15 protein-coding genes and 1 pseudogene are annotated in these 26128 nt (G+C 70.7%); 10 read left to right on the top strand and 6 right to left on the bottom strand.

What is annotated here, in order from left to right; genetic code table 11:
* Positions 1-58 precede the first annotated feature (58 nt).
* From CcI156_RS00185 to CcI156_RS00165, 3 genes are all read left to right on the top strand, one after another.
* Positions 59-1276, top strand: a complete 1218-nt coding sequence (locus CcI156_RS00185; RefSeq protein WP_076803928.1) for a hypothetical protein — start codon at positions 59-61, stop codon at positions 1274-1276.
* Positions 1277-3276: 2000 nt separating this feature from the next.
* Positions 3277-4620, top strand: coding sequence for a hypothetical protein (locus CcI156_RS25360; protein ID WP_076803926.1), 1344 nt, complete (start codon positions 3277-3279; stop codon positions 4618-4620).
* A 134-nt stretch (positions 4621-4754) separates the two neighbouring features.
* A complete protein-coding gene (locus CcI156_RS00165) occupies positions 4755-6176 on the top strand; it encodes an ABC transporter substrate-binding protein (RefSeq protein ID WP_011435093.1) in 1422 nt (473 codons plus the stop codon).
* A 59-nt stretch (positions 6177-6235) separates the two neighbouring features.
* Here the strand turns inward: CcI156_RS00165 and CcI156_RS00160 are convergent, their stop codons facing one another.
* From CcI156_RS00160 to CcI156_RS00145, 4 genes are read right to left on the bottom strand one after another with little or no spacing between them, the layout of a single operon-like run.
* Positions 6236-6832 (bottom strand): ATP/GTP-binding protein, encoded by a 597-nt coding sequence (locus CcI156_RS00160; RefSeq protein WP_011435094.1) that lies wholly within the window; start codon positions 6830-6832, stop codon positions 6236-6238.
* Positions 6813-7172, bottom strand: a complete 360-nt coding sequence (locus tag CcI156_RS00155) for a DUF742 domain-containing protein (protein WP_076803925.1) — start codon at positions 7170-7172, stop codon at positions 6813-6815. The genes CcI156_RS00160 and CcI156_RS00155 overlap by 20 nt, the downstream gene beginning before the upstream one ends.
* A 25-nt stretch (positions 7173-7197) precedes the next feature.
* Positions 7198-7620 (bottom strand): roadblock/LC7 domain-containing protein, encoded by a 423-nt coding sequence (locus tag CcI156_RS00150; RefSeq protein WP_076803924.1) that lies wholly within the window; start codon positions 7618-7620, stop codon positions 7198-7200.
* Positions 7617-11513: a sensor histidine kinase gene (locus CcI156_RS00145; protein ID WP_076803923.1), complete on the bottom strand. Its 3897-nt coding sequence runs from the start codon at positions 11511-11513 to the stop codon at positions 7617-7619. Before CcI156_RS00145 ends, CcI156_RS00150 begins: the two co-directional genes overlap by 4 nt.
* A 539-nt stretch (positions 11514-12052) precedes the next feature.
* Here CcI156_RS00145 and guaA point away from each other — a divergent pair.
* The 3 genes from guaA (at position 12053) to pcrA (ending at position 17876) form a co-directional block, all read left to right on the top strand.
* A complete protein-coding gene (gene guaA, locus CcI156_RS00140; RefSeq protein ID WP_175637523.1) occupies positions 12053-13621 on the top strand; it encodes a glutamine-hydrolyzing GMP synthase in 1569 nt (522 codons plus the stop codon).
* Between the two features lie 232 nt (positions 13622-13853).
* Positions 13854-15008: a threonine/serine dehydratase gene (locus tag CcI156_RS00135; protein ID WP_076803921.1), complete on the top strand. Its 1155-nt coding sequence runs from the start codon at positions 13854-13856 to the stop codon at positions 15006-15008.
* Positions 15009-15359: 351 nt separating this feature from the next.
* Positions 15360-17876, top strand: coding sequence for a DNA helicase PcrA (gene pcrA / locus CcI156_RS26480; protein ID WP_011435100.1), 2517 nt, complete (start codon positions 15360-15362; stop codon positions 17874-17876).
* A 288-nt stretch (positions 17877-18164) separates the two neighbouring features.
* On the opposite strand, the pseudogene CcI156_RS27350 reads toward pcrA, so the two are convergent.
* Both CcI156_RS27350 and CcI156_RS00120 read right to left on the bottom strand, forming a co-directional pair.
* Positions 18165-18647: pseudogene (locus CcI156_RS27350) on the bottom strand (esterase/lipase family protein); the annotation flags it as partial.
* 246 nt (positions 18648-18893) lie between these two features.
* The gene (locus CcI156_RS00120) at positions 18894-20558 is read right to left on the bottom strand and encodes a carboxyl transferase domain-containing protein (protein ID WP_076803919.1); all 1665 of its coding nucleotides are present in this window, start codon (positions 20556-20558) and stop codon (positions 18894-18896) included.
* Positions 20559-20794: 236 nt separating this feature from the next.
* On the opposite strand from CcI156_RS00120, the gene CcI156_RS00115 reads away from it, so the two are divergent.
* From CcI156_RS00115 to CcI156_RS00100, 4 genes are all read left to right on the top strand, one after another.
* Positions 20795-22426 carry a serine/threonine-protein kinase gene (locus CcI156_RS00115; protein WP_023839769.1) on the top strand — a complete coding sequence of 544 codons (1632 nt, stop codon included), beginning with the start codon at positions 20795-20797 and terminating at the stop codon, positions 22424-22426.
* Positions 22427-22845: 419 nt separating this feature from the next.
* The gene (gene sucC, locus CcI156_RS00110) at positions 22846-24012 is read left to right on the top strand and encodes an ADP-forming succinate--CoA ligase subunit beta (RefSeq protein WP_011435104.1); all 1167 of its coding nucleotides are present in this window, start codon (positions 22846-22848) and stop codon (positions 24010-24012) included.
* Positions 24013-24037: 25 nt separating this feature from the next.
* Positions 24038-24910 (top strand): succinate--CoA ligase subunit alpha, encoded by an 873-nt coding sequence (gene sucD / locus CcI156_RS00105; protein ID WP_011435105.1) that lies wholly within the window; start codon positions 24038-24040, stop codon positions 24908-24910.
* A 185-nt stretch (positions 24911-25095) separates the two neighbouring features.
* On the top strand, positions 25096-26025 hold the full coding sequence (locus tag CcI156_RS00100) for a hypothetical protein (protein WP_076803918.1): 930 nt from the start codon (positions 25096-25098) through the stop codon (positions 26023-26025).
* Positions 26026-26128: the final 103 nt, after the last annotated feature.

Below are 26128 nucleotides of genomic sequence, written 5' to 3'. Positions count from 1 at the left end.
GCCTCTTACCCGACATGGCACCCTGGAAGCGGTCCGTCTCCGGCATGAAGGACGACAGATGCGCCTCGACGAGCACGGCCGTTGGGTCAGCGACGACGGTGCCTACGTCTGGGACGAGGCTGCCCAGACCTGGCAGCCGTCATCGGCAGCGCCGCCGGCTGGTTCGTCGGCCTCGGCGCGATTCGGCAACCATCCCGGTGGGCCCGCCTTCGGTGCCGGTCCGGCCGGGGAGCCCGGGTCCGGTCGGGTCGGGTCCGAGGTAGGAGCGCAGGGCGGTTCGTTTGGTGGGCGGCCCGGTGCTGCCGGCTCGTCGCCCGGTGCCGGACCCGGTGCCGGACCCGGTGCCGTGGAAGCGGCTCCGGCACCGCCGAGTTGGGGCGGGGCGCTCACCGATCCACCCCGCACCATGGGCGGGGTGGTGGCCACGCCGTCAGAGCCGGACGCGCGGGGGCTGGCACCCTACGGCCCCACCGGCCAGCGCGGCCGGTGGGGGGAACCGGCCGCGGACGTCATTGCACCGCACGGGCCGTCGGAGCGGGGCGATCTGACCGGTCCGGCCCGCCGCGCGGGTGCGGCGGATCCCGTCGATCCGGTGGCTGCGTCCGCCGGGCCGGCCGCGGCGCAGACGACCTGGGGCGACGGCGACTCGACCGGCGAGATCCGGCGTGTCGGGGGCTTGGCGGCGACGTACGCCCCGTCCGCCGGCGGTGCGGCGGACGGCACATCGCGGTGGGACGACGATCCGGACGACGAGCCGGGGCCGTACGCCGGGTCGTTCGACGAGCACGACAGTGGATGGGCACCGTCCGGGCCCATCTCCCGGCGTGAATCGACGGCTCGGCGCGGGGCGACGGCTCGGCGCGGGGCGACGGCCCGGCGCGACGAGGCCGGCGGGCTGCCGGCACGGGTCACCGCGTTCGTCCAGCACGTGCGCGACCGTCCGCCGTTGCTGATCGGCGCCGCCGTCGTTCTCGTCTGCCTCGGGCTCGGCGTCATCGGATTCCTCGCCCTCGGCGGCGGTGGATCGGACTCCGGGACCGCGGCCGGCCYGGCCGCGGCGGAGAAGGGCCGTTACTCCCCGGAGGTCCGTCAGGCATATCTCAGCTCGTGCCTCGACGTCAGCAACGGTAACGAAGGCTATTGCACCTGCACGCTGGAGAAGTTGGAAGCCGGCTACACCCAGGAGGAGTACCAGCGGTTCAGTGACAACGTCCAGTCCGAGTCGTCGCAGCGCATCGTGCGGGAGATCTATGCCGCCTGCCGTGACAAGCGATGACGATTACCAGTGTACAGTGGGCTGATAGAACTATTGTCAGATGCCTGGATGAGCTACGGGACGACGGACGAGAGTGCTATTGCTTTTTCGTCGGTGATGTGATAGGACGTCCTTCGCGCATCGGTGGGCGGTCATGGCGGTGCGATTCTCCGGGACACATCCCGAGACCGCCCCTGCCGGAGCGAGGCTGCTCCACGTGCATTCGTCCGGCTGGGCGGGGGACCCGGCGGCGTGACCAGATCACACATTTACCCGACGCACGTCCACACGATGACTGCCCGCATCGTGCTGACCAGGGGGGGCAGGAGATGCCGCCCTATGATCAAATACAGCGGTTCAGCGGCCATGATGCCTGAAGCTGGGATAACGTCGCCGACGCCCGGCGCCCGCACCCGGAGGCGGGTGATAGTTCTGTGACGACCTATGACACCGACCGCAACGGTGCCACGGGGCGCCCGGCTGCCCCCCGTCGTGACGACGATTTCTTCGCGGTGGAGCGGGTGGGCGAGCAGGCAGCCCGTCCTGTCTCCCGTGAGCCCGCGCCCACATCCTGGGATCCGAACCCCCGGTCCCGGCGTGAGCCGGCGCCGGGACCGCGACCAGCCATGCCGCCGGCAGGCGGCGGTGCGCGTCCCGCCGATCCCTTCGACGTGACCACCACCTGGGACGGTCCGGCGCCGGGACCCGCCGGTGGACGCCCGCCGGGCATCTCGGTGACCCCCCCCGCTCCCGCGGGCCCGTCCACCCCGGCGGTGTCATCCGCCGCTCCGGTGGCTTCTCCTGCTCCTCCTGTTCCCAGGGGTCCTCGGGTTTCCGCCGGTCCGCCGCCGGCTGCGTCCCGGCCGACGTCCTACCTCCCCTCGGCCTCCCCGCCACCGTCCGCGGCGTCCAGGACGGCTACGACGCCGTCCGACCCGCAGGTGGGCGGACCCGGTCAGGAGACCTACCCGGTCCCAACCGGTCCGCCGTCGGGACCGGTGCACATGGGCCGTTCCCCACGGGCCGGCGGGGCGGCGGGAACCACCTCCGGGGCGAGACCGGGGGGTGGGGCTTCCGCGGACCCGTTCACCGGTGGGTTTCCGATCTCCGCCCGACCGGTTCCCGCGCTGCCGTCCCGGGCCGTTCCCACGTCGCCGGCGGACCTCAGGGGAGTTCCGGGCCAGTCGGGCACCCCGAGCCGGGTCACCGRCCCGGCCTTCCCGGTGGTGCCCGAGAGCTTTGGCGTGACCGCCGCCGCGCCGCCGTCTGATGCCGGGCCCCAAACCGCATACTCCTCGACGGATCCCTGGAACGGGCACAGCTCGCCCCGTGTTCAACTGCCCCGTGTTCAACTGCCCGGTGTGGGCACGCCCGCAGTGGGCCCGGGCGCCCCGAACCGGGAGGCCGGCGAGGTCCGTCCCGGTGGCGGCGGATCCGCTGGTCCGGGCGCGACCTCATCAACTCCGCCCCGCGGATTCGGGGGCGCGGAAGCCTATCTGCCGGGATCGGCGTCGAGTCGTCCCGGCAGGGACCCGGGTCCGGGAAAAAGGGGCCCGAACGGCGGTTCCGGGGTCAATGGCGGTTCCGGGGTCAATGGCGGTTCCGGGGTCAATGGCGGTTCCGGGGTCAATGGCGGTTCCGGGGTCAATGGCGGTTCCGGGGTCAATGGCGGTTCCGGGGTCAACGGCGCCGGGGGCCTCAACGGCCTTCCCGTGGGTAAGGCCGCCGGCGGGAACGGCGCGTTCCCCGCCTCCGCCGACCTCACCGTCGGCCGGCAGGGCCCGGCCACCGGGGGCCTGCCCCCACACTTCCGCCAGGACCGTCTGCGCTCCCGCCAGGATCGTCCGCGGGACCCCCGCGACGGCGGAGCGGATCTTGCAGGCTGGCGGACTCCCCTGCCCGRCACCGGAGATGCCGTCCGTTCTCTCCCGCCCAACGGGCCCAACGGGATCGCCGGACTGGTCCCCGGCCGCCAGGACMCGCTCTCCGGACCGCTCCCGGTGGCCCGGCGACGATCGCCGGTGGAGGCTGCGACGGGGAGCGACTGGCGGGTGCCGGCGAATCGGGTGTCTGGACCGAGGGACTCGTTGGCCGGTCCGACCGACCGGCTGTCCGGCCAGAACGGGCCGTCCGCTCCGGCCCGCGGCCGGGCGCTCGCGGCCCCGGAGCGGCGGGCGGCTGCCGAGGTCGACGCCGATGCGTCGCGGGCCAGCGGCAGGCCCGGCGACCTGGCTGTACCTCGGGTCGAGGAGACGATGACGACCGCTCGTCCGCTGTACCGGCCAGACGCCTCCGCGTTGCCGGCCGGGACCGGTGCGCGTGGCCTGGTCGGAACTCCGTTGTCGCCGGTGGGGCGCCGACCCGAGTCTCCCTCGGAGAGGACGTCCCTGGTGCCCCGGCGGGGATCGGGAAAGGCCAGAGGTGCCGGCGCCGCGCCGGATGACGACAGCGGCTGGCAGCCCTCCCGGTCGGTGCGCAAACCGAGTGGTCGCAGTGTGCCTGCCGACCGCCGCCGCACCCCGAATCCGGTGACCGACACCAACAGTCTCCAACCGGTCTCGGCTCCCCAGCCCATCCGGTCATCAGGATCGACGCGATCGGGTGAGGGGGGTGCGGCGAGCGCCGGCGAGCGCCGGCGTGGCACCGCGGACCGGGCCGGTCGCGCGGGCGGAACCGGCGCCAGGAGCCGTGGACATGCTGGCCGGCATGAGGAGGGCGCCGGGGTCGGCGGCCATTCCGGGCCCGGGCGGCGGGCCTACGGACGTGATGCCCGCGCGGTGGGGCTGCGGGAACAGGGGGATGCCCGGGATGAGCCGGAGGGCGAGGACTTCTCCGGCGAGGATCGCCTCGCCTGGCTTCGTCAGGATTGGATCGGTCCTTTGGCCGTTGCGTTGGTCCTCGCGTTGCTCGCGGTCGGCGGCTATGCACTCCTGCGCGGCGATGGCGGCGGCAAGAGCGCGCCGTCGGTTTCGCCGGCTCCCCCCAGTGGCTCGCCGACGCCCACCACGACCAGCCCGGACGCGATCAATGGCAAGGCGATGATTGATGGCAGTTGGGAATGCCGGCTGGTTACCGGGACGAATCCCCTGAAGCTGTCCGACAATGTCGTCGGTGTGCTCGTGGTCGAACGGACCGCCGGTGCCTACAGCTGGGACGGCACCGCCGGTCAGTACACGATCACGCYGGTGGCCGGTAACGACGGCGGGAATGTGATCGGCAACGTGAAGTTCACCAGCGGGCCACTGAAGGATCTTTCGGGGGTGCACATCGCCAAGCCCGGGGCCGGAATCCGCGACAAGGCGCAGGGCACGCTGGAACTCACCGCGAGTGGCAGCGCAMCGCACCGATACTGCGGGGTGAACTGAGGAGATCCATCCCCACGCTGACGGTAAGTGAAACACCGATATGTCGGATCTAAGGCGCCTCTGGTAGCCCGGGATCTGCCGAGTTCCGACCCCCGTTGTCGGATTCAGGATGGCATGGGGCAGGATCAGGTGCCATGCTCAGGTCTGACCGTGGTGAGGGTGGCGGACGGTGTGCCGCCGCTGGCAGGACGGATGTGGCTGGCGGTGCGGACGGGGGCGTCCCCGTTCCCCGGGAGAGCGGCCGACGGACCGTTAACCGGCGTGGTCTGCTTCGCTGGGCCGGGACCGCGGCGGTCGCGGCACCGGCCGCCGGGCTGTTGGCCGCGTGTGGGGGCTCATCCTCCTCGGCCAGCGCGGCGCGCAAGGTACGTCTCGGCTATGTGACGTCCCGGACGGGGGCGTTCCGCAGCCACAGCGTGGTCGACTCGTATGTGGTGCAGACGATGCGCACGATCTTGGCCGATGGCGTGAAGGTGGGGAACCGCACCTATCCCGTCGAGATCTTCGTCCGGGACTCCGAGTCGGACCGCCATGGCGCCGGGATTGCGACAACCGACCTGATCTTCAAGGACAAGGTCGACATCGTGCTGGTCGGTGGCACCTCCGACACTGCCGTTCCCGTCGCGGACCAGTGCGAGATCAACCAGGTTCCCTGTATCTCCACAATCGCCCCGTGGCAGGCCTGGTGGAATGGCCGGGGCGGCAACGTCGACATGCCCTTCCGCTGGACCTACCACTTTTTCTGGGGCATGGAGGACCTGGTGGCGACCTACGTCGCGATGTGGAGCCAGCTCGGGATCACCAAGGTGGGGCTCATGTATCCGGACGACGACGACGGCCGCGCGTTCGCCAACCCGGACTTCGGAATTCCCACCATCCGCAATTACAACAATCTCCGGCTGACGTCGCCGATGTCAGCCGGCTACGCAAGCGGGGCGCCCTCATTCAAGACCTATATCGATGAATTCGAGAAGAACGGGGTGCAGGCCGTCGTCGGCGTGTCCCGGGCCGCGGACTTCGCCACCTTCCGGAAGGAGACCAGGACCTTCGGTTACTCGCCGAACGCCCTGACGATCTCCAAGGCGATCTACTTCCAGGAGGATGTGCGTGGCCTCGGTACCGGTGGTGACGGTCTTACCACCGAGGTGGCGTGGTCACCGGCGCATCCCTTCCGCAGCTCGCTGACGAACAAGACGTCCCTGGAGCTGGCCAACGACTTCACCAGCGCCCGCGGCCAAGGGTGGACCCAGATCCTTGGATTCTCGTACGCCCTGTTYGAGGTCGCCGTCAAGGCGCTGAGCAACGTCGACTCCCTCGACAACCGAGAAGCCGTCGCCACGGCCATCCGCGACGTCGACGCCCAGACCATCGTCGGACCCGTGGCGTTCGGAGCTCAGCCCAACGTCCCGAAGAACGTGGCTCGTATCGCCCTCGTCGGTGGTCAGTGGAACCAGAACCAGCAGGCGAACGATTTCGACCTCAAGATTGTCAACAATACGGGTAATACCAAGGTCCCGCTGGATGCCGAACTCCGCAAGCTTCCCCCGCCCGTCTGAGCTCGGGTCGGCTCGCTTGCCCGGGGCGACTGGCACCGGCCGCCCCGGGGCGGATCACCTCAGGTCCCTGCGGTCGCCCGCGACATCGTGTGCTCGACCACCGCGATCAGCGCGCTCTTGGTGGAGTCGCGGTTGCGGGCGTCGCAGGTGATGACGGGAACGGCCGGGCTGACCTGCAGTGCTTCCCGGACGTCCTCGATCGAGTGCCGCAGGATCCCGTCGAAGCAGTTGACGCCAATCACGAAGGGCAACTGCCGCTGCTCGAAGTAGTCGACCGCGGCGAAGCAATCGGCCAGTCGGCGGGTGTCGGCGAGCACGATCGCACCGATGGCTCCCCGCACGATATCGTCCCACATGAACCAGAAGCGGTACTGCCCGGGGGTGCCGAACAGATACAGGATCAGATCTTCGTCCAGCGAGACTCGGCCGAAGTCCATGGCGACCGTGGTGGTGGTCTTGTCCATCAGGTGGGTGAGGTCGTCGATGTGGGCTCCCGCCTCGGTCATGACGGCCTCGGTGCGCAGCGGGACGATCTCGGACACCGAACCCACGAATGTGGTTTTCCCGGCGCCGAATCCGCCCGCTACCACGATCTTCACCGAGGTCGTGGCGACGGCGGAGTTGACCCGCCTGTTGTCAGAGCTTTCGAAGGCCACTGAGAACCCTTTCGAGCAACGCGAGATCCGGTGCCTCGTCGCGGTCAGGCTGCTGGTGGACGCGGACGAAGCCTTCGTCCGCCATATCGCCTACCAGCACGCGGGCCACCCCGAGGGGCACCCGGAGGCCGGCTGCGATCTCCGCGATGGATCGCACCTRCCGGCACATGGCGGCGATGGTCTGTTGCTCCAGGTTGAGGCCGATCGCTCGTTCCTCGCCGAGAGGCGTCGTGAAGACGAGTGCCTCGATGGCGAGTTCATAGCGCGACCGAGTGCGCCCACCGGTCATCGCATACGGACGGACGACCGGCCCGGGCGTGCCCTCGGGATCGATACTCACCCTGACTCCCTGTGTTGCCGTCCGGTCACCGCGGAAGGGTTCCCTGCAGTTCGGCGCGCAACGCCGGGGTCAGGACGTCCTTCGCCCGGCTGACCAGCAGTGCCATCTCATAGCCGACCAGACCGATGTCGCAGGACGGTGCCGCGAGCACTGCCATGCTCGCGCCGTCACTGATTGCCATGATGAAGAGAAAGCCGTGCTCCATCTCCACGACCGTCTGGGTGACGCCGCCCGCCTCGAAGACGCGGGCGGCGCCCTGGGTCAGGCTCACMAGTCCCGAGGCCACCGCGGCGAGCTGGTCGGCGCGATCCCGGGGGAAACCGTCGGAGACGGCGAGTAGCAGGCCGTCTGCGGACACCACAACGGTGTGGGCGACACCCGGGACGCGATCGACAAAATTGTTGATCAAMCAATTGAGGTTCTGGGCTTCAGAACTCACGGGTGTCACCGTTCCTCCTGCGCGTCACGTCGAGGATTCCTCGCGGTGTCGACTCCGACATCACGTCCCTGCCGTACGCCCTGGTAGAAGCTGGCAAGCCGGCCTCCTACAGCCTCAGGAGATCTGGCCGAGGTGTCGGTGGGACGCCGGCGGGGCGCGGGTTCGGCGCTGCCGGGCACGAGATGGGTCATGGGAACTCGCACCGGTAGGCCCGACCGCGTCACGCCGCCTGTGCTCGGCTGACGCAACAACTCGGCCGCCTGCCAGCCGGCGTCCCCGGGAGATGTCCAGTTCTCCCGGGACGGGGGCTGCTGGGGCGTTGCCTGGTGCTGTGCTGGCTGGTATTGCCCTGCTGGTTGATGGTGTGGGGCCGTCTGATGCTGGGCCGCGAAGGCCGGGACGGGCGGAGCCGCTGACGGCGCGTCCGTCGCGGGCTCCTCCCGTGCCGGTGTCCGGGTAGCCGTGAGCGGATCGACTCCGGAGCGGGCGGGGCCGCGTTGCCCGAAGGCCCCACCGAGCCCCGGACGGACCGGGGAACGGGGCGGTGGCGCCGCCCCACCGGCACCCGGCCCGGTGGGGCGGGCCGCCGCGGCCGCCGTCGAATGCTGGGCGGGCGCCCGATCGGACGGAGAACGTCGCTGGAACCACGCCGACACGGAGTCGAAGATCGGCGACGTCTCGATGTCGTCGGTGTCCCGGTCTGCCGTGGTCTGTTCGCCGGTGTCCTCGCCGGAGACCGCCTCTGTCGTCCCGGTGTCGCGCAACCGCCGGGACGCGAGCGCCGACGCCAGCCGGTCGCGGGGACCGGTGGACTCCGTGGACTCCGTGGACTCCGATCGTTCCTGCGGAACGGGCCGGTTCTCGGAGCGGGCGAACACGCTGCCGGCCCCGGGGGGCGGCTCCTCGGCCGACCGGGGCCGCTCACCGGCATCGGGCCGGCTCTGGCCGGGCGGTGTCGGGCCGGGCGGTGTCGGGCCGGGCGGTGTCGGGCCGGGCGGTGTCGGGCCGGGCGGTGTCGGGCCGGGCGGTGTCGGGGTGGTGTCGGGCTGCCCGGTCCGACCGGGCCCGGTGGCGCCGCCGGAACGTGGTTTGGTCCCCCAGCGGTTGTCCCCGAACGACACCGGTCTCGTCTCGTCCGTGACCGGATCGTCCCGTCGTCCGAATCCGCGCCGGTCGATGGTCTGGGTGTCCGGTACGACGTCGGGGGGCGGTTCGAGCCGGCCACCGGGAGCGGTGCGGCCGCGGCCGCGAAGGGCATCGAGGTCGAGCCCCCGGTCGTCGAGCTGCCGTGGGTCACGGGGATCGTCCTGCCCACTGGAGCCGGGCCGCTCCCGGGCTCCCGGGACCGGGTGGTCCTCGTCGTTTCCTCCCCGCCCGAGTAGATCGTGCGGCAGGGTCGGCGGAGCGGCGCTGATGCCATCCGTCTCGCTGTCGCGCTCGGTGCCGCCGTCGAGGCCGGGAGCGAAGTCGTCCGGCCCGAAGTCGCGATCATCCGCGGTGGGCGGCGAACCCGTCCGGTCGGATCCGAGCTGAGCGGCGGCCAGCGGCCCGGTGAGAGGGAACGGCCCGGTGCTGGGGAACCGCCGGGGCCCGCTGGAGTCGTCGAAGAGGCTTTCTGGTCCGTCGGATTCACTCGCGGTCCGGTGCCCGTTGGCCCCGGTGCCGTTCGTCGACGCGACCCTGCCGTCCACCGGTTCGGGAGTTCCCGAGCCGGTGCGTTCCGGCCGCTGCGGGGCACGCGGTCCGGTCGGGGAACCGGGGATGGCCGGCGAGTCGCCGACGCGGGTTCCCAACGCCGGCGCGGCGGGCCGGGCCGGTCCCGTGCCGGCCCCGCCGTCTCCGGTCACCAGCTTGGCAGGCAGCCGGACGACAGCGGTGATACCTCCGGAGGCGGACTCACGCAGCTGGACGTGAATGCCGTGGCGGCTGGCCAGCCGACCGACCGCGAACAGGCCCATGGTCCGTGACACCGACACGTCGACCACCGGCGGGTTCGCCAGTCGGTCGTTGACCCGTTCGAGTTCCTTGGCCGGCATGCCGATGCCCTGGTCCTCGATCTCGATCATCGCCCCGGCCCCCGGACCGAGCGAGCGGCTGGTGACGAGGACGCTGGTGGCCGGCGGCGAGTACGAGGTGGCGTTCTCGAGGAGCTCGGCGACCAGATGGACGACGTCGCTGACACCGTTGCCGGCGATGGACACCGCGGCGGCCGAGGTCTGCTTGACGCGGGTGTACTGCTCCACCTCGGAGATGGCCGCCAGTACGACCTCGTTCAGTGGGACGGGGTGTGTCCAGCGCCGAGCGGTGTCCGTGCCGGCGAGGACGAGCAGGCTTTCGTTGTTCCGCCGCATACGAGTGGCGAGGTGATCCAGCTTGAACAGGTTGGACAACTGGTCCGGATCCTGCTCGCGGTTCTCCAGCTCGTCGATGAGACGCAGCTGCCGTTCGACCAGTCCCTGACTGCGCCGGGAGAGGTTCACGAACATCGCGTTGACGTTGTTCCGCAGCGACGCCTGTTCGGAGGCCAGCCGGATCGCCTCCCGGTGAACCTCGTCGAAAGCCCGCGCGACTTCGCCGACCTCCTCGTCGGTGTCGATACCGACCGGTTCGATCGAGTCGTCGATGTCCAGCTCGGTGGAATCGCGCAACCGACGGACGGCCTCGGGAAGCCGATGGTCGGCGACGTCCAGCGCGGCAGTCCGCAGCGCCAGCAGGGGGCGGACCAGCGATCGCRCGACGATCAGTGCGGCGAGCAGGGCGAGGGCCAGGATGAGCAGGATCAGCAGACCGGACAGCAGCGCGTGGCGCTGGATGTTGCCCCGCAGGGTGCCCGCGCGGGCGTCGACGAGGCCCAGGAGCTTGTCAACGGCTTCCGTGCCGGTGTCGATGGTTCGCTGGGTCGCCTGGTCCCATTTCTCGGCTTCCAGCGCGGTCAGCGGCTGACCGATGGGCGCGTTCAGAATTTCTTCGACGTAATTCTGGGTGTTGCGGATGTCCCCGTTGGTCTCGGTGTCGATCGTCGGTTCGTAGACCGCGAGCTGGTTCGGTAGAGCGGCGTTCTCGAGATCGTTGCGCTGGCGGCCCCGCTGGGTCTCGGCCGACAGGAACTCGCGATAGTCGTCTGCCGTGAAGACCTGGTTCCCGTTGCGGGTAAACAGGCCGTGGATGAGTGTCTGCTCCTCGGCGAGAAGTTCCGTCCCGGACATCAGGAAGTAGGCCGTGTTGACCCCGGCGTTGAGCTCCTGGTCGTCATTTCCCTGTGGGATCAGCCGGATCAGGTTGACCAGTGAGTCAATGATCGGCTGAAAGGCGGTCTCGACCGCCTTCCTGTCGATCAGCCTTTCGATCGTCTGCCGCTTGGCGGGCAGCGTGTCCATCCGGCTGCTGACGTCGTCGAGAGCGCGGCGTACCTCGCTGCCGAAGGACCCTCGCCGCTCGTTCGCAGCTGACTTGTACGCCCTGTAGGCTTCATCGACCGCCGCCCGGCGGGTTGGAATCGTGCTCCCGTCCCGGGCGCCGACGGGACCGCTGGCGACGAATCCGGTGCTGTAGGTGCGCTCGGCCTGCAGGGCGTGGACCAGCCCGGCCGCGGAGCGGCTGATCTCGGTCAGATCGGACACCCGGTTGACGTCCCGCGTGCTCGTCAGCACCGTACCCGCCTCGATGGACGAGTAGGCGAGGATCGCGATGACAGGCACGGCCAGAATCGCGATCAGCTTGGTGCGTACCCGCCAGTTGGTGGGGTTGGCGGCGGCGCGACGAAGGCGCGCCAGTCCCGACCCGGCTGGGTTCGGTGGCGCGGCGGATCGACCATCGCGCTGCCCGCCGTCTTCGGCGTCCACGGGCGAACCCGGCGCCACTGTCGGCTCCGAGTCTGCGGCGATGCCCGTGCTGCTGGCCATCGGTTGTCTGCGCACGTACCTTCGCAACCTCTCCGCCAGCCTCCCGGAACAGGTCGTACCAGGATGGCTCGGTATCGGGCCCGGATGTCCCTTGTCAGGCACCATAGCGGTACGAAGTCGGCATCCGAAAGGCGCCTACCGTAAGCGCCTTGGTGGCCGCACGTCAGTTGTCGCTACTGCGCGCGGAGTCACCACTACCGTAACCGCCGGGGAAGCCCGACATCGGGCGTCACTGATGATCGAAGCGCTTGTCGGGGTGAGTGAACCGGGCTGAAGGCGCAAACTCGGCATCCTAGACATCTCCTACATGAGCCCTTACCGCCTTCGCGGCGGTGCCCGGTGCGCTTCGTCTGTTCCGGTGAAGGCCGTGGGAGATGGTTGGGCGCCTGGACGGACCGGTGGGGTCGCCGTGTCCGTAGGCTTGCGGGGTGAGCGAGTTGCAGCGTAGCAGTGCTGGCCGTGGTGCGGAGCCGACGGATACCGGCGCGGTTCGGGATGTTCCGCGGTCCCCGGCGGACGGCCCCAGCGGCCCGTCCGCGGTGGGGCCTGCGGGCTATGACACCGTGCTGGTGATCGATTTCGGTGCTCAGTATGCCCAACTGATCGCCCGGCGCATACGCGAATGTCATGTGTATTCGGAGATCGTCCCGTGGGATATGTCGGTGGACGAGATCCTCGCCCGGCGTCCGTCCGCACTGATCCTTTCTGGCGGCCCGAAGTCCGTCTACTCGCCTGGCGCGCCCCGGGTCGATCCTGCGTTGTTCGCTACCGGAGTGCCTATTCTCGGTATCTGCTATGGCCATCAGGTCATGGCTCAGGCGCTTGACGGCGCCGTCGCGCGCACGGGAACCGCCGAGTACGGAGCAACTCGTCTGTCGGTGTCGGATCCCGGGGTTCTCTTCGACGGTCTGCCCGTTGTCCAGCAGGTCTGGATGTCGCACGGCGACTCGGTGACCGCCGCGCCGCCCGGCTTCCGGGTAACGGCTTCCACGCCGTCGGCCCCGGTCGCCGCCTTCGAGGACCCCGCGCGTCGTCTCTATGGCGTGCAGTTCCACCCGGAGGTGGTCCACAGCKAGCGAGGCATGGACGTGCTGCGGCACTTCCTGCTCGTGGGTGCGGGCTGCCGGCCCACCTGGACGATGATCAACATTGTCGACGAGGCTGTCGCGGCCGTCCGGGCCCAGGTCGGGACCGGACGGTTGATCTGCGGTCTGTCCGGCGGGGTGGACTCCGCGGTCGCTGCCGCGCTCGTGCACCGGGCGGTGGGAGACGCGCTCACCTGCGTCTTCGTCGATCATGGTTTGCTGCGGGCCGRCGAGGCGGAACAGGTCGAACGCGATTTCGTCGCGACTACCGGCGTGGATCTGGTCCATGTCAAGGCGGCCGACCGGTTCTCCGCCGCGCTGTCCGGAGTGACCGACCCGGRGCGGAAGAGGAAGATCATCGGTCGTGAGTTCATCCGGGTTTTCGAGGAGTCCGCCCGCGAACTGGAGGTCCGGGCGGAGGCGGAGGGCGCGACGATCGACTTTCTCGTGCAGGGGACATTGTATCCCGACGTGATCGAATCCGGCTCGCCGACGGCCGCGAAGATCAAGTCGCATCACAACGTCGGTGGACTGCCCGAGGACCTGCGGTTCGATCTGGTCGAGCCGCTTCGGACCCTGTTCAAGGACGAGGTCCGTCGGCTCGGCGAGGAGCTGGGGCTGCCCGAGGAGATCGTCTGGCGCCAGCCGTTCCCGGGCCCGGGCCTCGCCGTCCGCATCATCGGCGAGGTCACGCCCGAGCGGCTCGACGTGGTGCGGGCGGCCGACGCGGTGATCCGGGAGGAGATTCGCAAGGCCGGCCTGGACCGCGAGATCTGGMAGGTCTTCGCGGTGCTGCTCGCCGACGTGCGGTCGGTGGGCGTCCAGGGTGACGAGCGTACGTACGGCTTCCCGATCGTCCTGCGCGCGGTCACCAGCGAGGACGCGATGACCGCCGACTGGGCCCGGCTGCCCTACGGCCTGCTGGAACGCATCTCGAACCGGGTGGTCAACGAGGTGCCGCAGGTTAACCGGGTGGTGTACGACATCACCTCCAAGCCTCCCGGCACGATCGAGTGGGAGTGACGATCCCGGATCGGAGCGCGTGCCCGTCGGACGACCCCCGCCGACGGGCACGTTTGACGTCTGGGCGGGACCGGAGCACCCTGGATGATGTGACCCCGCACGAGATGGCCATTACCTAGGCGCGCGACCGATCATCGGGTCCGCGCCTCGCCCTTCCGCCTTGTCCTGGCGGGGGGCTTTTTTATTGCCGCGGTCATGGTGAGGTGGCCGCTCAGCCGCCGGGAGATGCTCCATGACCGCAGCAGCCGCAGACGACCGATCGGTAGCCCCGGACGCCGAACTCTGGGCGTCGGACATCCGCGCCGCGGCCCGCGTCCTTGCCGGGGTGGCACGACGGACCAGGGTCGTGCGGGATCTCGGCCTGTCGGCGGCGGTCGGTGCGCCCGTCTGGCTCAAGTGTGAGCACGAGCAGCACACCGGTTCGTTCAAGCTTCGGGGCGCCTACCACCGGGTGGCCACCGCGGATCCGGCGACGCGGGCCCGGGGGGTGGTGGCGGCCAGTGCCGGTAACCACGCCCAGGGAGTGGCCTTCGCGGCCGCGGCCTTCGGCGTCGAGGCGACCATCTTCGTGCCGGTAGGGGCCAATCCGGTCAAAGTGGCGCGGACGCGCCGGTGGGGCGCCCGGGTCGAGAAGATACCCGGGGGGGTGGAAGCGGCGCTCGCTGCGGCCGCCACCTTCGCCGCCCGGGGAGACCGGCTGCTGGTCCACCCGTTCGATGACCCGACGGTAGTGGCCGGGCAGGGCACGATCGGCTTGGAGTTGCTCGATCAGGTGCCCGATCTCGGCACCGTTCTGGTCGGGGTGGGCGGCGGAGGGCTGATCGGCGGGCTGGCCGCGGCGGTGCGGTCCCGKCGCCCCGATGCGCGAGTGGTCGGAGTGCAGTCCGTGCTGTCGTCGGCGTTTGCCGCGTCGCTGCGGGCTGGCCGGCGGCTCACGGTGYCCCCCGGTGGGGCTGCGACGCCCGGTGCCGGAACGACGCCCGGTGCCGGAACACTGCGGGGAGTCGGGACGATTCCGGGCAGCCGGACGTCCGAACAGCCGACGGCGCCACGTTCGTCACGGGTGGTCCCGGCGTCGACCACGATCGCCGACGGTATGGCGGTGAACGCTCCGGGGGTCCTGACCTTCGCCCTTGCCGCACGCCTGGTGGACGAGATCGTCACGGTCGATGAGGCGGCGTTCTGGGAGGCGATGGTGTTGCTGCACCGGGCCGGCCACCAGGTGGAACCGGCCGGCGCCGCGGGGGTCGCGGCCTTGTTGCGTCGAAGTGATCTCGCGCAGGGCCCGACGGTGGCAATCCTGTCGGGTGGCAACATCGACCCGGGGGTGGCCAGCAGGGTGAAGGCGCTCGCGGCCATCCCGCCGAGCGCGTCGAGTACCGCGTGACTACGCGACTACGCGACTACGTGGCCGCGTGGCCACGTGGCGTGGCCGCTTGGCCGCGGGGCCGCCTGACCGCCGGTGGGCCGGGCGTTGACGCGGACCACGGCCATCGACGACCCGCCCTCGCGCGCGGGGCGGGGCGGGAACGACGGACAATAGGCTGGTCAGCACGCGGGTCGACGACCACTGGGCGTGGACGTGTGATGGTCATGCGGTGGCATGGACGCGCGAGGACCGCGGCCGGGTGGGGCCGTCGGTGCATCTCGCGGACCACACCGCGGACCGGGCCGTTGGGTGCGATCCGGGCATGCCGCGGTCCGACCTGCCCGACGTCGAACGTACGATCGGAGTCCCATGAGCGGCTTTTTCGGCGATTCCCACGGCGGCGGATCCGGCATCGCCGGGTCGGTCGGGACGGATGTCCACGGCGGTGCGCACGTGCCCTACGACCTGTTCGGCCCGGCGGTGCTGGCGCCGCCGGTGGGCGGGGACGAGCCCGGTGGCTTCTCCTCGCCACGCCTGGATGCCGAGGGCCTGCTCGACGGGCTCAACCTGCAGCAGCGGGCGGCGGTGGTGCACATCGGGGCACCCCTGCTCGTCGTCGCGGGCGCGGGGTCCGGCAAGACGCGGGTGCTGACCCACCGTATCGCGTACCTGCTGGCGGCCCGGGGGGTCCGGCCGGGGGAGATGCTGGCGATCACGTTCACCAACAAGGCTGCCAACGAGATGCGCGAACGGGTCTCGGCGCTGGTCGGTCCCCGGGCGCGGGCGATGTGGGTGAGCACCTTCCACTCGGCCTGCGTGCGCATCCTGAGGTCCGAGGCGAAGCGTCTCGGGTTCGGCTCGACCTTCTCCATCTACGACGCCGCCGACGCGCAGCGTTTGATCACTCTGGTCACCCGTGACCTTGATCTTGATCCCAAACGGCATCCCGCCCGAGGTCTGGCGGCGCAGATCAGCAACCTGAAGAACGAACTGATCGACTGGGAGGCCGCACGGGACCGGGCCACGAACCACCTCGAGCGGACCGTCGCCGAGGTCTACGCCGCTTATCAGCAGCGGCTGGCTCAGGCCAACGCCCTTGATTTCGACGATCTGATCATGATGACGGTGAACCTCCTCCAGTCGTTCCCCGACGTCGCCGAGCACTACCGGCGCCGATTCCGACATGTGCTCGTGGACGAGTACCAGGACACGAACCACGCGCAGTACGTCCTGGTGCGTGAACTCGTCGGCCAACCGGCGTACTTCGGTGGCGGGTCCGCGCCGGTGGAGCCGGCCGAGCCGGCAGCCGGGCCGGGTACCTGGGCCTCGGGCGCCGTCCCACCGGCGGAGCTGTGCGTGGTTGGCGACGCGGACCAGTCGATCTACGCCTTCCGTGGGGCGAACATCCGCAACATCGTGGAGTTCGAGGAGGATTTCCCGAACGCCGCAGTGATCCTGCTGGAACAGAACTACCGCTCCACCCAGACCATCCTCTCCGCCGCGAACGCGATGATCGCGCGTAACAACCAGCGCAAGGCCAAGCGACTGTGGTCGGACGCCGGTGACGGTGAGAAGATCGTCGGATTCGCCGCCGACAACGAGCACGACGAGGCGGCCTTTGTCGCCGAGGAGGTCGACCGGCTCTCGGACGCGAAGCTCGCGCGGCCCGCCGACGTCGCGGTGTTCTACCGGACCAACGCCCAGAGCCGGGTGTTCGAGGAGATCTTCGTCCGGGTCGGGCTGCCCTACCGGGTGGTCGGCGGGGTGCGGTTCTACGAGCGCAAGGAGATCCGTGATCTCCTTGCCTACCTGCGGGTCCTCGCCAATCCTAGCGACACGGTGAACCTGCGTCGCATCCTGAACGTGCCCCGGCGCGGGATCGGCGAGCGGGCCGAGGCGGCCCTGGCGGGCTTCGCTGATGTCGAGCGGATCGGGTTCGCGCAGGCACTGGAGCGTGTCGACGAGGTGCCGGGGATCGCCGCGCGCTCGGCGAAGGCGGTGCGCGAGTTCACCGCGCTGCTCGCCGAGCTACGCGCCGTAGCGGCCGACAACCCGGTGGCCGTGGTCGAGGGGGTGCTTGAACGCACCGGCTACCTGTCGGAACTCCTCGCCGAGGACACCGTCGAGTCCCAGGGCCGGGTGGAGAACCTGCAGGAACTGGTCGGAGTGGTCCAGGAGTTCGCCCGGCGGCTGCCCGAGGGTACGCTTGCGGAGTTCCTCGAGCAGGTCTCGCTCGTCGCCGAYGCGGACCAGGTTCCGACCGACGACGGTTCCGATGGTGTGGTCACTCTCATGACGCTGCACAGCGCCAAGGGCCTCGAGTTCCCCGTCGTCTTCCTTACCGGTCTCGAGGACGGCGTCTTCCCGCACCTGCGGACCCTGGGAGATCCCACCCAGCTCGAGGAGGAGCGTCGGCTCGCCTATGTGGGTGTCACCCGGGCCCGGATCCGGCTCTACCTGACCCGCGCGGTGATGCGCAGCGCCTGGGGCCAACCGGCCTACAACCCGCCGTCGCGCTTCCTCGGCGAGGTGCCGGACACGCTGGTTGACTGGCGCCGGCTGGCCGATCCCCCGCCAGCGCCCGCGGGGACGTCCTGGGGCTCGTCTGGCGGKTTTGGGTCGGGCGCGACCGGCCGGGGCGCCGCCGGCGCCCCGGCGGCGCGTAAACCGCTACCGAACTCGCCGTTCTCGGGTCGCGCGCGGCCGGCCGCTCGGGCCGTCCTGGAGTTGCGTCAGGGCGACCGGGTGACGCATGACAGTTTCGGTCTCGGAGTTGTCGTCGCCACCGGCGGGGTCGGTGACTCCGCGGAGGCGACCATCGATTTCGGCGAGAACACCGGCACGAAGCGCCTGCTCCTGCGGTACGCCCCCGTCGAGAAGCTCTGACGGTCCCGAGAGTCCCGGCCGGTCCGCCGCCCCGGCGAGGCAGCTCGCGACCAGGTGGGCAACCTTGCCGCTGAACGCCAGGGAATGATGCCCGAGGCCCGGCACGGTGTAATTTTCGATGTCGAGATCGGGATGGTCGAGCGCCGCCTCGGCGGGCCGCACCACGCTGTCCAGCCCGGCGCCGATCGCGACGAACCGGGTCCGGCAGCCGGGGGCGGGTGCGGCGAGCTCGAGTAGGAGCGCCGATCCCGGCCGTAGCTGGGTGACGAGCCGGTACGGCACCGACCGGGGGACGAGCCCGGCGAGACGGGTGCCGGAATGAGGCGTCGCGAGAGTGATCAGCGTGTCCACGTACTGATCGCCCCCGAGTTGCTGCACGTAGTAGCGGGCCACCAGCCCGCCGAGTGAATGGGCGACGATGTGCACGCGCTGCCTGCCGCTGTCCGTCATCGCGGCGTGCACGGACGCGGCGAGTCGGAGCGCCGCTTCCTGCACCGTCGGCACGAGCAGCGGCAGCTCCACCGTGCGCACCCGGCGGAAACCGCGGCGGCGTAGCGACCGGCCCAACCGGGTGAACACGGACCGGTTGTCGATCAGGCCGTGGATCAGCAGGATCGGGGTGCCTGCCGCGTCGGGAGCGTTGACCAGCAGGCTGCGGTGCAGCGGGGAGAGCGCGCTCAGCGAGTAGGGCTCGTGCTCGCGCGGGCGCTGCCGGCGCAGCGCACTCGCCGGGTAGAGGGCGAGGTGGGTGGCGATCCAGGCCGCTTCCACGGCGAGCCCGCGGGCGTTCACCGGGGTCGTGCGCAGGCCGGTGAGGACCGACCGCCCTGGAGCGGCGATGTTGTCCGCGGCCACGGCCCGCCTCAGGCGGGCCGTGGCCGCGGACAACGATGGCAGTATCCACTCGCCGATGGCCCGCTCGCCTTCCCTCGCCGTACCATCCGTGCCGCCAGCCGTGGTGCTCGCCCCCCAGGTCGGCAGATATCCCGGTGGCCAAGTAAAGACCGGAGAAAGATGCTACAGACTGTTAGGTAGCCCTGTCGACCATCGAGCCTGCCGTCGGCGCAGCCGATCGTCCTGGTCCCCCCGGCTCAGGGATGCGAGCAGCGATGCGGCGTCGCGCGCCGTCTCGGCTGCGGTGGTGGCGGACAGGAGCCGATCGGCGAATCCYAGCGCGTTCAGGTCGGTCGGCCGTAGCCCGCAGACGTTTGCGGCCCGCTCGACCGGTATCCGAAGCGTGACGGCGGTGCCCTCCGGGGAGAGCGCGGTGAAGTAACTGTCCGGGGTCATGGCGACGACGTCGGTGACCGCCGCGGCGAGAGCCCCGCCAGAGCCGCCCTCACCCAACACGATCGACAGCGTCGGCGAGGGGCAGGCCAATACCGCGGCCATCGCATCCCCGATCGCCGCCGCGATGCCCGCGGCCTCGGCGTCCGCGTCGTTCGCCGCGCCGGGCGTRTCGACCAGGGTCACGAGACCGATCCCCAGCTTCCCCGCGAGCCGGGCGGCGCGGACCAACAACCGGTACCCGGCCGGCCCCGGGGCGTCGCCGCGACGGGCCCCGACAGCCACGACCACCGCACGCATCGGCCCTCCCCGCCCCGCAGGCCCCGTAGCCCCCGCAGGCCCCGTAGCCCCCGCAGGCCCTGCGATGTCGCCCAGGAGCACCCCCACACCGGCCACGACCCGGGGATCCGGCCCGACCAGGTCGACGCCGTCGGGAAGCAGCGTCCGCAGCACCTCGATGCCGTCCGGGCGGATGCCATCCCTGGCCGCCCGCACCTGCGCCCACCCGGAGCGCGCGGCGGCATGTTCAGCTCCCGGCGCAGGTCCGTCGGACCCGGTTCGGGTGTCCGGATCGTCGGGCGGGACGGGGAGGGTGGTCCCGTCGCCGGCTCGTGACGGGCCGCCGTCCGATCCGTCTGCCTGGTCGCCTCTGTCTGCCTGGTCGCCCGATCTGCCCGGAGTGGTTTGGCCACCCGGGCCGGTCCGGGTACCTGGACCGGCCCGGCTCTCCCGATCGGGTGGATCCGCCAGGCCGGTCAGGGCCCGCCGCAGCCACACCTGGATGGCACCGGGCGCCGGCGCCGCGTCAACCAGCCCTGCGGCGTACGCCGAGTCCGCGGTGTAGCTGCCCGGGGGCGGGGCGGCACCGGTGGCCGCCGCGACCACCCGAGGCCCGGCGAAGCCAACCGTCGCCCCGCGCACCGCGCACCGAAGGTCCGCGCGGGAGCCGATCGTCACCCAGACACCACCGGTGGTGGGCTGGTCCGCGACGGCGATGTGACCGACCCCCGCCGCGTCCAGTGCGGCGAGCGCCAGTGCGGCCCGGGGCAGCCCGACGAGTCCGGCGACCCCTTCCTGCAGGCGGGTGCCGCCGCTGCGCAGGAACGACACCAGGGGACGGCGGCTGGCCGCGGCCGCGGTGGCGGCTTCGGCGAACCMACGTGCGTCCCGCTCGCCAAAGCTTCCCCCGTAAACCGTGAAATCCCAGACCGCGACCACGGCAGGGATGCCGGCCACCGCGCCTTCGCCCCAGCGCAGGGCCGGTCGAGCGTCGTAGTCGGGCCAGCCCAGTCGGTTGACGGCCGCGGCAGTGGCGGGCCGCAGGGTGATGCCTGCGAGCAGGGCGGCACGCCAGTCGGCGGTCGTCTTCTGGCCCGGCCGGGTGTCGTTGTCCACGTCCGCATCTTCGCGCCCGGGGCCGACCGGATGTCCGTCGTCGCGGCCGCGGTGTCGTGGAACACGGACGGGCGCTCCCCGCCAGCGGGTGCTCGCAGGCCCGCACGCCTGGGACGCTTCGTGCCCTCGGCCCGATGGCGGCCGGGACATAGTCTTTCATCCACAGCCCCCCGGCGGGTGGCAACCCGGATCGAACCCGCTACACCGGTGCGGCGAGGGGAGCAGCGAGGGAAGCGATGCTCACACCGCTGATGGAGGAGGATCCTCGCCAGATCGGCCCGTACCGCCTGCAGAACCGGATCGGTGCCGGCGGGATGGGGACCGTGTATCTCGGTTTCGCCCCGGATCGGCGTCCCGTCGCCGTGAAGGTCGCAGCCGAGGATCTCGCCGAGGACGAGGAGTTCCGCAGCCGCTTCGAACGTGAGGTGCGGGCGGCGCTGCGCGTGCGAGGCACGGCGGTGGCCGCCGTGCTCGACGCCGACACCGAGGCCGCGGCGCCGTGGATGGTCACCGAGTACGTCGAGGGGACCAGCCTGGCCGAGGCCGTCCGGGCCCGCGGTCGGCTGGAGGACCACCTCGTCCGGGGTCTTGCCGTCGGCCTCGCCGACGCGCTGGTCGCCATCCACGCCGCCGGCGTCGTCCATCGTGATCTCAAACCGTCCAACATCCTGCTGGCCTGGGACGGACCCAAGGTGATCGACTTTGGGATCGCGCACCTGACCGACAGCGCCACGCTGACCCGCACCGGTCATGTGATCGGCACGTTGGCCTGGATGTCACCGGAACAGATGCGCGGCGAGCCGTCGGACGCCTCAGCGGACGTCTTTGCCTGGGCGAGCTGCGTGACGTACGCGGCGACGGGGCGACATCCCTTCCATGCCGAGACGCCGGACCTGCTTGCCGTCCGGGTGCAGCGGGACTCTCCCGATCTCTACGCGCTCCCCGGGTACCTGCTCAACCAGGTCGCGAGGGCGCTGTCCAAGGCCCCGCGGGAGCGGCCGGACGCCGCCTCGCTGCTGGCCGCGCTGGTAGGCCGGGAGGTGCGTGGGGTCACCGAGGCCGATGCCGCCGCCGGTGACGTCCTGGAGCGGACCTGGACCGGATCGTCTCCGGCGTTCGGCGTGCCCGCCCCGTTCCCCGCGCCGGTCTCCTCCCCGTCGCCGAATCGTTCCGGTCCGCGTGTCCCCGGCGCGGGGCGAGTTCCGGCCCGGCCCGCGCCGGGGGCGGCCGGCTCGGCCGGCGGCTGGGCGCCGGATGTGCAGGGACCAGGCCCGGCACCCGGCCTGTGGCCGGTCGGACCGCCGCCACCCGCATCGGCCTTTCGGCCCGCCGTGCCATTACCCCCCGCGGCTCCGCTGCGACCGGTCGCCCCGCCAGCGGTCGCCCCGCCAGCGGTCGCCCCGCCACCATCGTCGGGAGCGGTTTCCCCGGGGGGGTGGGCGGATCAGGCGCCCGCGGGGCGTCGGGGCACGACCGCCGCGGACGTGGCGTCCGATCCGGGACGGTCGGAGGTGACCTATCGCTCCAGCGACCCGACTCCGCCGGCGCGTCCTCCGGATCCATCGGCCTTCCCGCCAGCGGGTCGACCGGCTGCGCCGCGGGTCGGGCGGTGGACCGACGCCAGGCGGGCCGAGGCGTCGCGGCGCCGGCACTGGAACAGCGCCGCGATGCTGTCGGTTCTCCTGGCGGTACTCTGGATCTTCGGGATTGGGAGTGCCGCGGCTGTCGTGGTCGGCCTGGTCGCGCGGGTTCGGATCCGCCACAGGGATGAGCGTGGCGCCACAGTGGCGGCCTTCGGCATCGGCCTGGGTTGGCTCGGGATCGGACTAACGATGATCTTGATCGTCGTTATCCTGAAATTCGTCTAACTGGTCCGGAGGGGCCGGCCACGATCGGTGTTTCTTCCATGTGATTTCCGGCATAATGAGGGTCTCAACTTTCGTGACGTCAGACACGGGACGGCCTAGGGCAGATCCCGGCGGTCACGCTCAGCGGCTCCCGGCGGACCCGCGCTCTGAGAGCGGCGAGGCGGAAGCCACCCTCGGTGCGACAGGTGTCCACCTCATTTGTCCTGTATCTGTCCTGTATCGACGACCCTGCCKGGTCCCCGGAGCGGGTCGAAGGATGCGCCGGACCGGCCCGTTCGATCCCACCCGCGGGCCGCCAGCGACGGCGGTGGTGCACGGCGCGTGGCGCGCGCCGTAACGCCCTCGTCAGTAGGCTCGCAGGCGTTCTGTGCAGCTCTACGTATCCCAACCCGTAACGACCGCATCCGACTGGACGGACCGTGGATCTTTTCGAATACCAGGCGAAGAAGCTGTTCGCCGAACATGGCGTACCGGTGCCCACCGGGAAGACCGCGACCACCCCCGAGGAGGCCCGCGCGATCGCCACCGAGCTCGGTGGCAGGGTCGTCGTCAAGGCGCAGGTCAAGACCGGAGGCCGGGGCAAGGCCGGTGGCGTCAAGGTAGCCGACGGGCCGGATGACGCCTTCGCGAAGGCGACAGCGATCCTCGGCATGGACATCAAGGGCCACACGGTCCACTCGGTGCTCGTCGAGGAAGCCAGCAACATCGCCGAGGAGTACTACGCATCCTTCCTGCTGGACCGGGCGAACCGCACCTTCCTCGCCATGGCCTCCCGAGAGGGCGGCATGGAGATCGAGGAGGTGGCGGCGACCAAGCCGGAGGCGCTGGCCCGGATTGCGATCGACCCGCTCAAGGGAGTCGACGCGGCCAAGGCTCGCGAGATCGCGGTCGCGGCGAAGCTGCCCGAGGCGGCTCTGGACGGCGCGAGCGAGCTGCTGGCCAAGCTCTGGACCGTGTTCGTCAAGTCGGACGCCACCCTCGTCGAGGTCAACCCGCTGATCCTCACCGGTGACGGCCGGGTCGTCGCCCTCGACGGCAAGGTCAGCCTGGACGACAACGCCGACTTCCGCCACCCGGAGCACGAGGCGTTCGTCGACGTGGCCGCGGTGGACCCGCTGGAGCAGAAGGCCAAGGAGAAGGGCCTCAACTACGTCAAGCTCGAGGGCGAGGTCGGGATCATCGGAAACGGTGCCGGCCTGGTCATGTCCACCCTCGACGTGGTGACCTACGCCGGGGAGGAATTCGGCGGCAAGCGCCCGGCGAACTTCCTCGACATCGGCGGCGGTGCGTCCGCCGAGGTCATGGCGAACGGTCTGTCGATCATCCTTGGTGACCCGGCGGTCAAGAGCGTCTTCGTCAACATCTTCGGTGGCATCACCTCCTGCGACGCGGTGGCCAACGGCATCGTGCAGGCCCTGAAGATCGTCGGCGACGTCAGCACCCCGCTGGTGGTGCGCCTCGACGGCAACAACGCCGAGGAGGGCCGCCGCATCCTGGCCGAGGCGAACCTGCCGGTGGTCAAGCCGGTCGACACGATGGACGGCGCGGCGAAGCTCGCCGCCGAGCTCGCCGCGGCCGCGGCCTGACCTGGGCGAAGGGGATTGCGAACCGATGGCTATCTGGCTTGACGAGAACAGCCGGGTGGTGGTGCAGGGCATCACCGGCTCGGAGGGCAGCAAGCACACCCGCCGCATGCTCGCCGCGGGCACGAACGTCGTCGCCGGCGTGAACGCGCGCAAGGTGGGCCAGCAGGTCGAGGGCGTGCCGGTGTTCGGCTCCGTCGCCGACGCGATGGCGCAGACCGGCGCCAACGTCTCGGTGATCTTCGTTCCGCCTGCGTTCACCAAGGACGCGGCGATCGAGGCGATCGACGCGGCGATCCCACTCGCGGTGGTCATCACCGAGGGCGTGCCGATCCACGACACGACCGAGTTCTTCGCCTACTCCCGGTCCAAGGCGACGACGCGGATCATCGGGCCGAACTGCCCGGGTATCGCGAGCCCCGGTCTGTCCAATGCCGGCATCATCCCGGCCGACATCACCCCCGGCGGGCGCATCGGCCTGGTCAGCAAGAGCGGCACGCTGACCTACCAGATGATGTACGAGCTGCGGGAGTTCGGCTTCTCCACCTGTGTCGGCATCGGTGGCGACCCGGTCATCGGCACCACGCACATCGATGCGCTCGACGCCTTCCAGGCCGATCCGAACACCGACGCGATCGTGATGATCGGTGAGATCGGCGGTGACGCCGAGGAGCGGGCCGCGGCGCACATCGAGGAGAACGTGACCAAGCCGGTCGTCGGCTACGTGGCCGGCTTCACCGCGCCGGAGGGCAAGACGATGGGCCACGCGGGCGCCATCGTGTCCGGTTCGTCCGGTACCGCGCAGGCCAAGAAGGAAGCCTTGGAGAAGGCCGGCGTCCGGGTTGGCAAGACCCCGTCGGAGACCGCCCGGCTGATGGCTGACATCATGCGGTCGTTGTAGGCCTATCCTGATGCCGAGCCCCCGCGGGACGCGGGGGCTCGGCACCGGGACAGGTAGGGGTCTCGGCCGCGGGGCTTCGGGACGGACGTCTTCCCTTCGCTTCCGACGGCTGCAAGACTCCTGCATCGGTGCATCGACGACTCTCGTCCCCGCACCGACCGACCAGACGAAGTGGGGTTGCCGTCGTGGCACAAATCGGCGGTCGTAGCGTCGCCACCAACGACATCGGGGTGATCGCCTCCGGGGCGGTCACGTTCATCGTGAGCTTCCTGCCGTGGTATTCGGTGAGCCTGGGATTTTTCGGCCGCTCGGCGGAGGCTCACAAGAACGCCTGGGGGCTCGGGTTCAACTCCTGGTTCCCGGTATTCCTGGTGGTCGTGGTCGCCGGTCTGGTGACGGCGCGCGTCGCCKCCAACGTCCGCATCCCGGACGTTGGTCCGGTCTCGATCCTGTGGATACTGCCGGCCGTCTCGGCGTTCGCCGTCCTCCTGCTGTTGATCAGATGGATTCGGTTCCCCGACGTGCCGAGCGGAGTGGATGCCGGGCCGAGTTTCGGGTTCTACCTCGCCTTGCTGCTGACGATCGTGCAGACCGTCTTCGGGGTGCTCACGGCGCTGGCGAGCGGAGCGCCCATTCCCGGCCGGCCAGGTGCCCGTCCCACCGGGCCCGGTCAGCCGGGCGCCTGGCCTCCGTATGGTGGTCAGCCGCCTTACGGCCAGCCCTACGGCCAGCAGCCCACGCCCGGTTACGGTCAGCCGCCCACGGGGTACGGGCCGCCGCCGGGCTATGGGCCGCCCGCTGGCGGGTATGGGCAGCCGGCCCAGCCGGGCGGATACGGCGCGCCGCCCGCTGGCGGGTATGGGCAGCCGGCCCAGCCGGGTGGTTACGGCCAGCCGTCGCAGGGTCATGGTCAGTCGCCCACGGGGTATGGGCAGCCGGCCCAGCCGGGCGGATACGGCGCGCCGCCTGCTGGCGGGTATGGGCAGCCGGCCCAGCCGGGTGGTTACGGCCAGCCGTCGCAGGGTCATGGTCAGTCGCCCACGGGTTATGGCCAGCAGCCGCCTCCGCCGGGGCCGGGTGGTTACGKCCAGCAGGAGTCTCCTCCCGGTCGTTGATCCGATGCCCCGGCGAGTGGTTCATGACGGTCGCTCGGGGGATGTGGCGTGGGGGATGCGGTGGGTCGACCTCTCCGGCCAACCATAACTATTCGTCCTACTT

The organism is Frankia sp. CcI156 (assembly GCF_001983015.1).
Classification (GTDB): domain Bacteria; phylum Actinomycetota; class Actinomycetes; order Frankiales; family Frankiaceae; genus Frankia; species Frankia casuarinae.
This window is presented reverse-complemented; position numbering and strand designations above follow the sequence as displayed.

Excerpts from the sequence above, each read along its gene's own strand:
- CcI156_RS00115 (WP_023839769.1), top strand. The coding sequence starts at position 20,795 with ATGCTCACACCGCTGATGGAGGAGGATCCTCGCCAGATCGGCCCGTAC.
- sucD (WP_011435105.1), top strand. The coding sequence starts at position 24,038 with ATGGCTATCTGGCTTGACGAGAACAGCCGGGTGGTGGTGCAGGGCATC.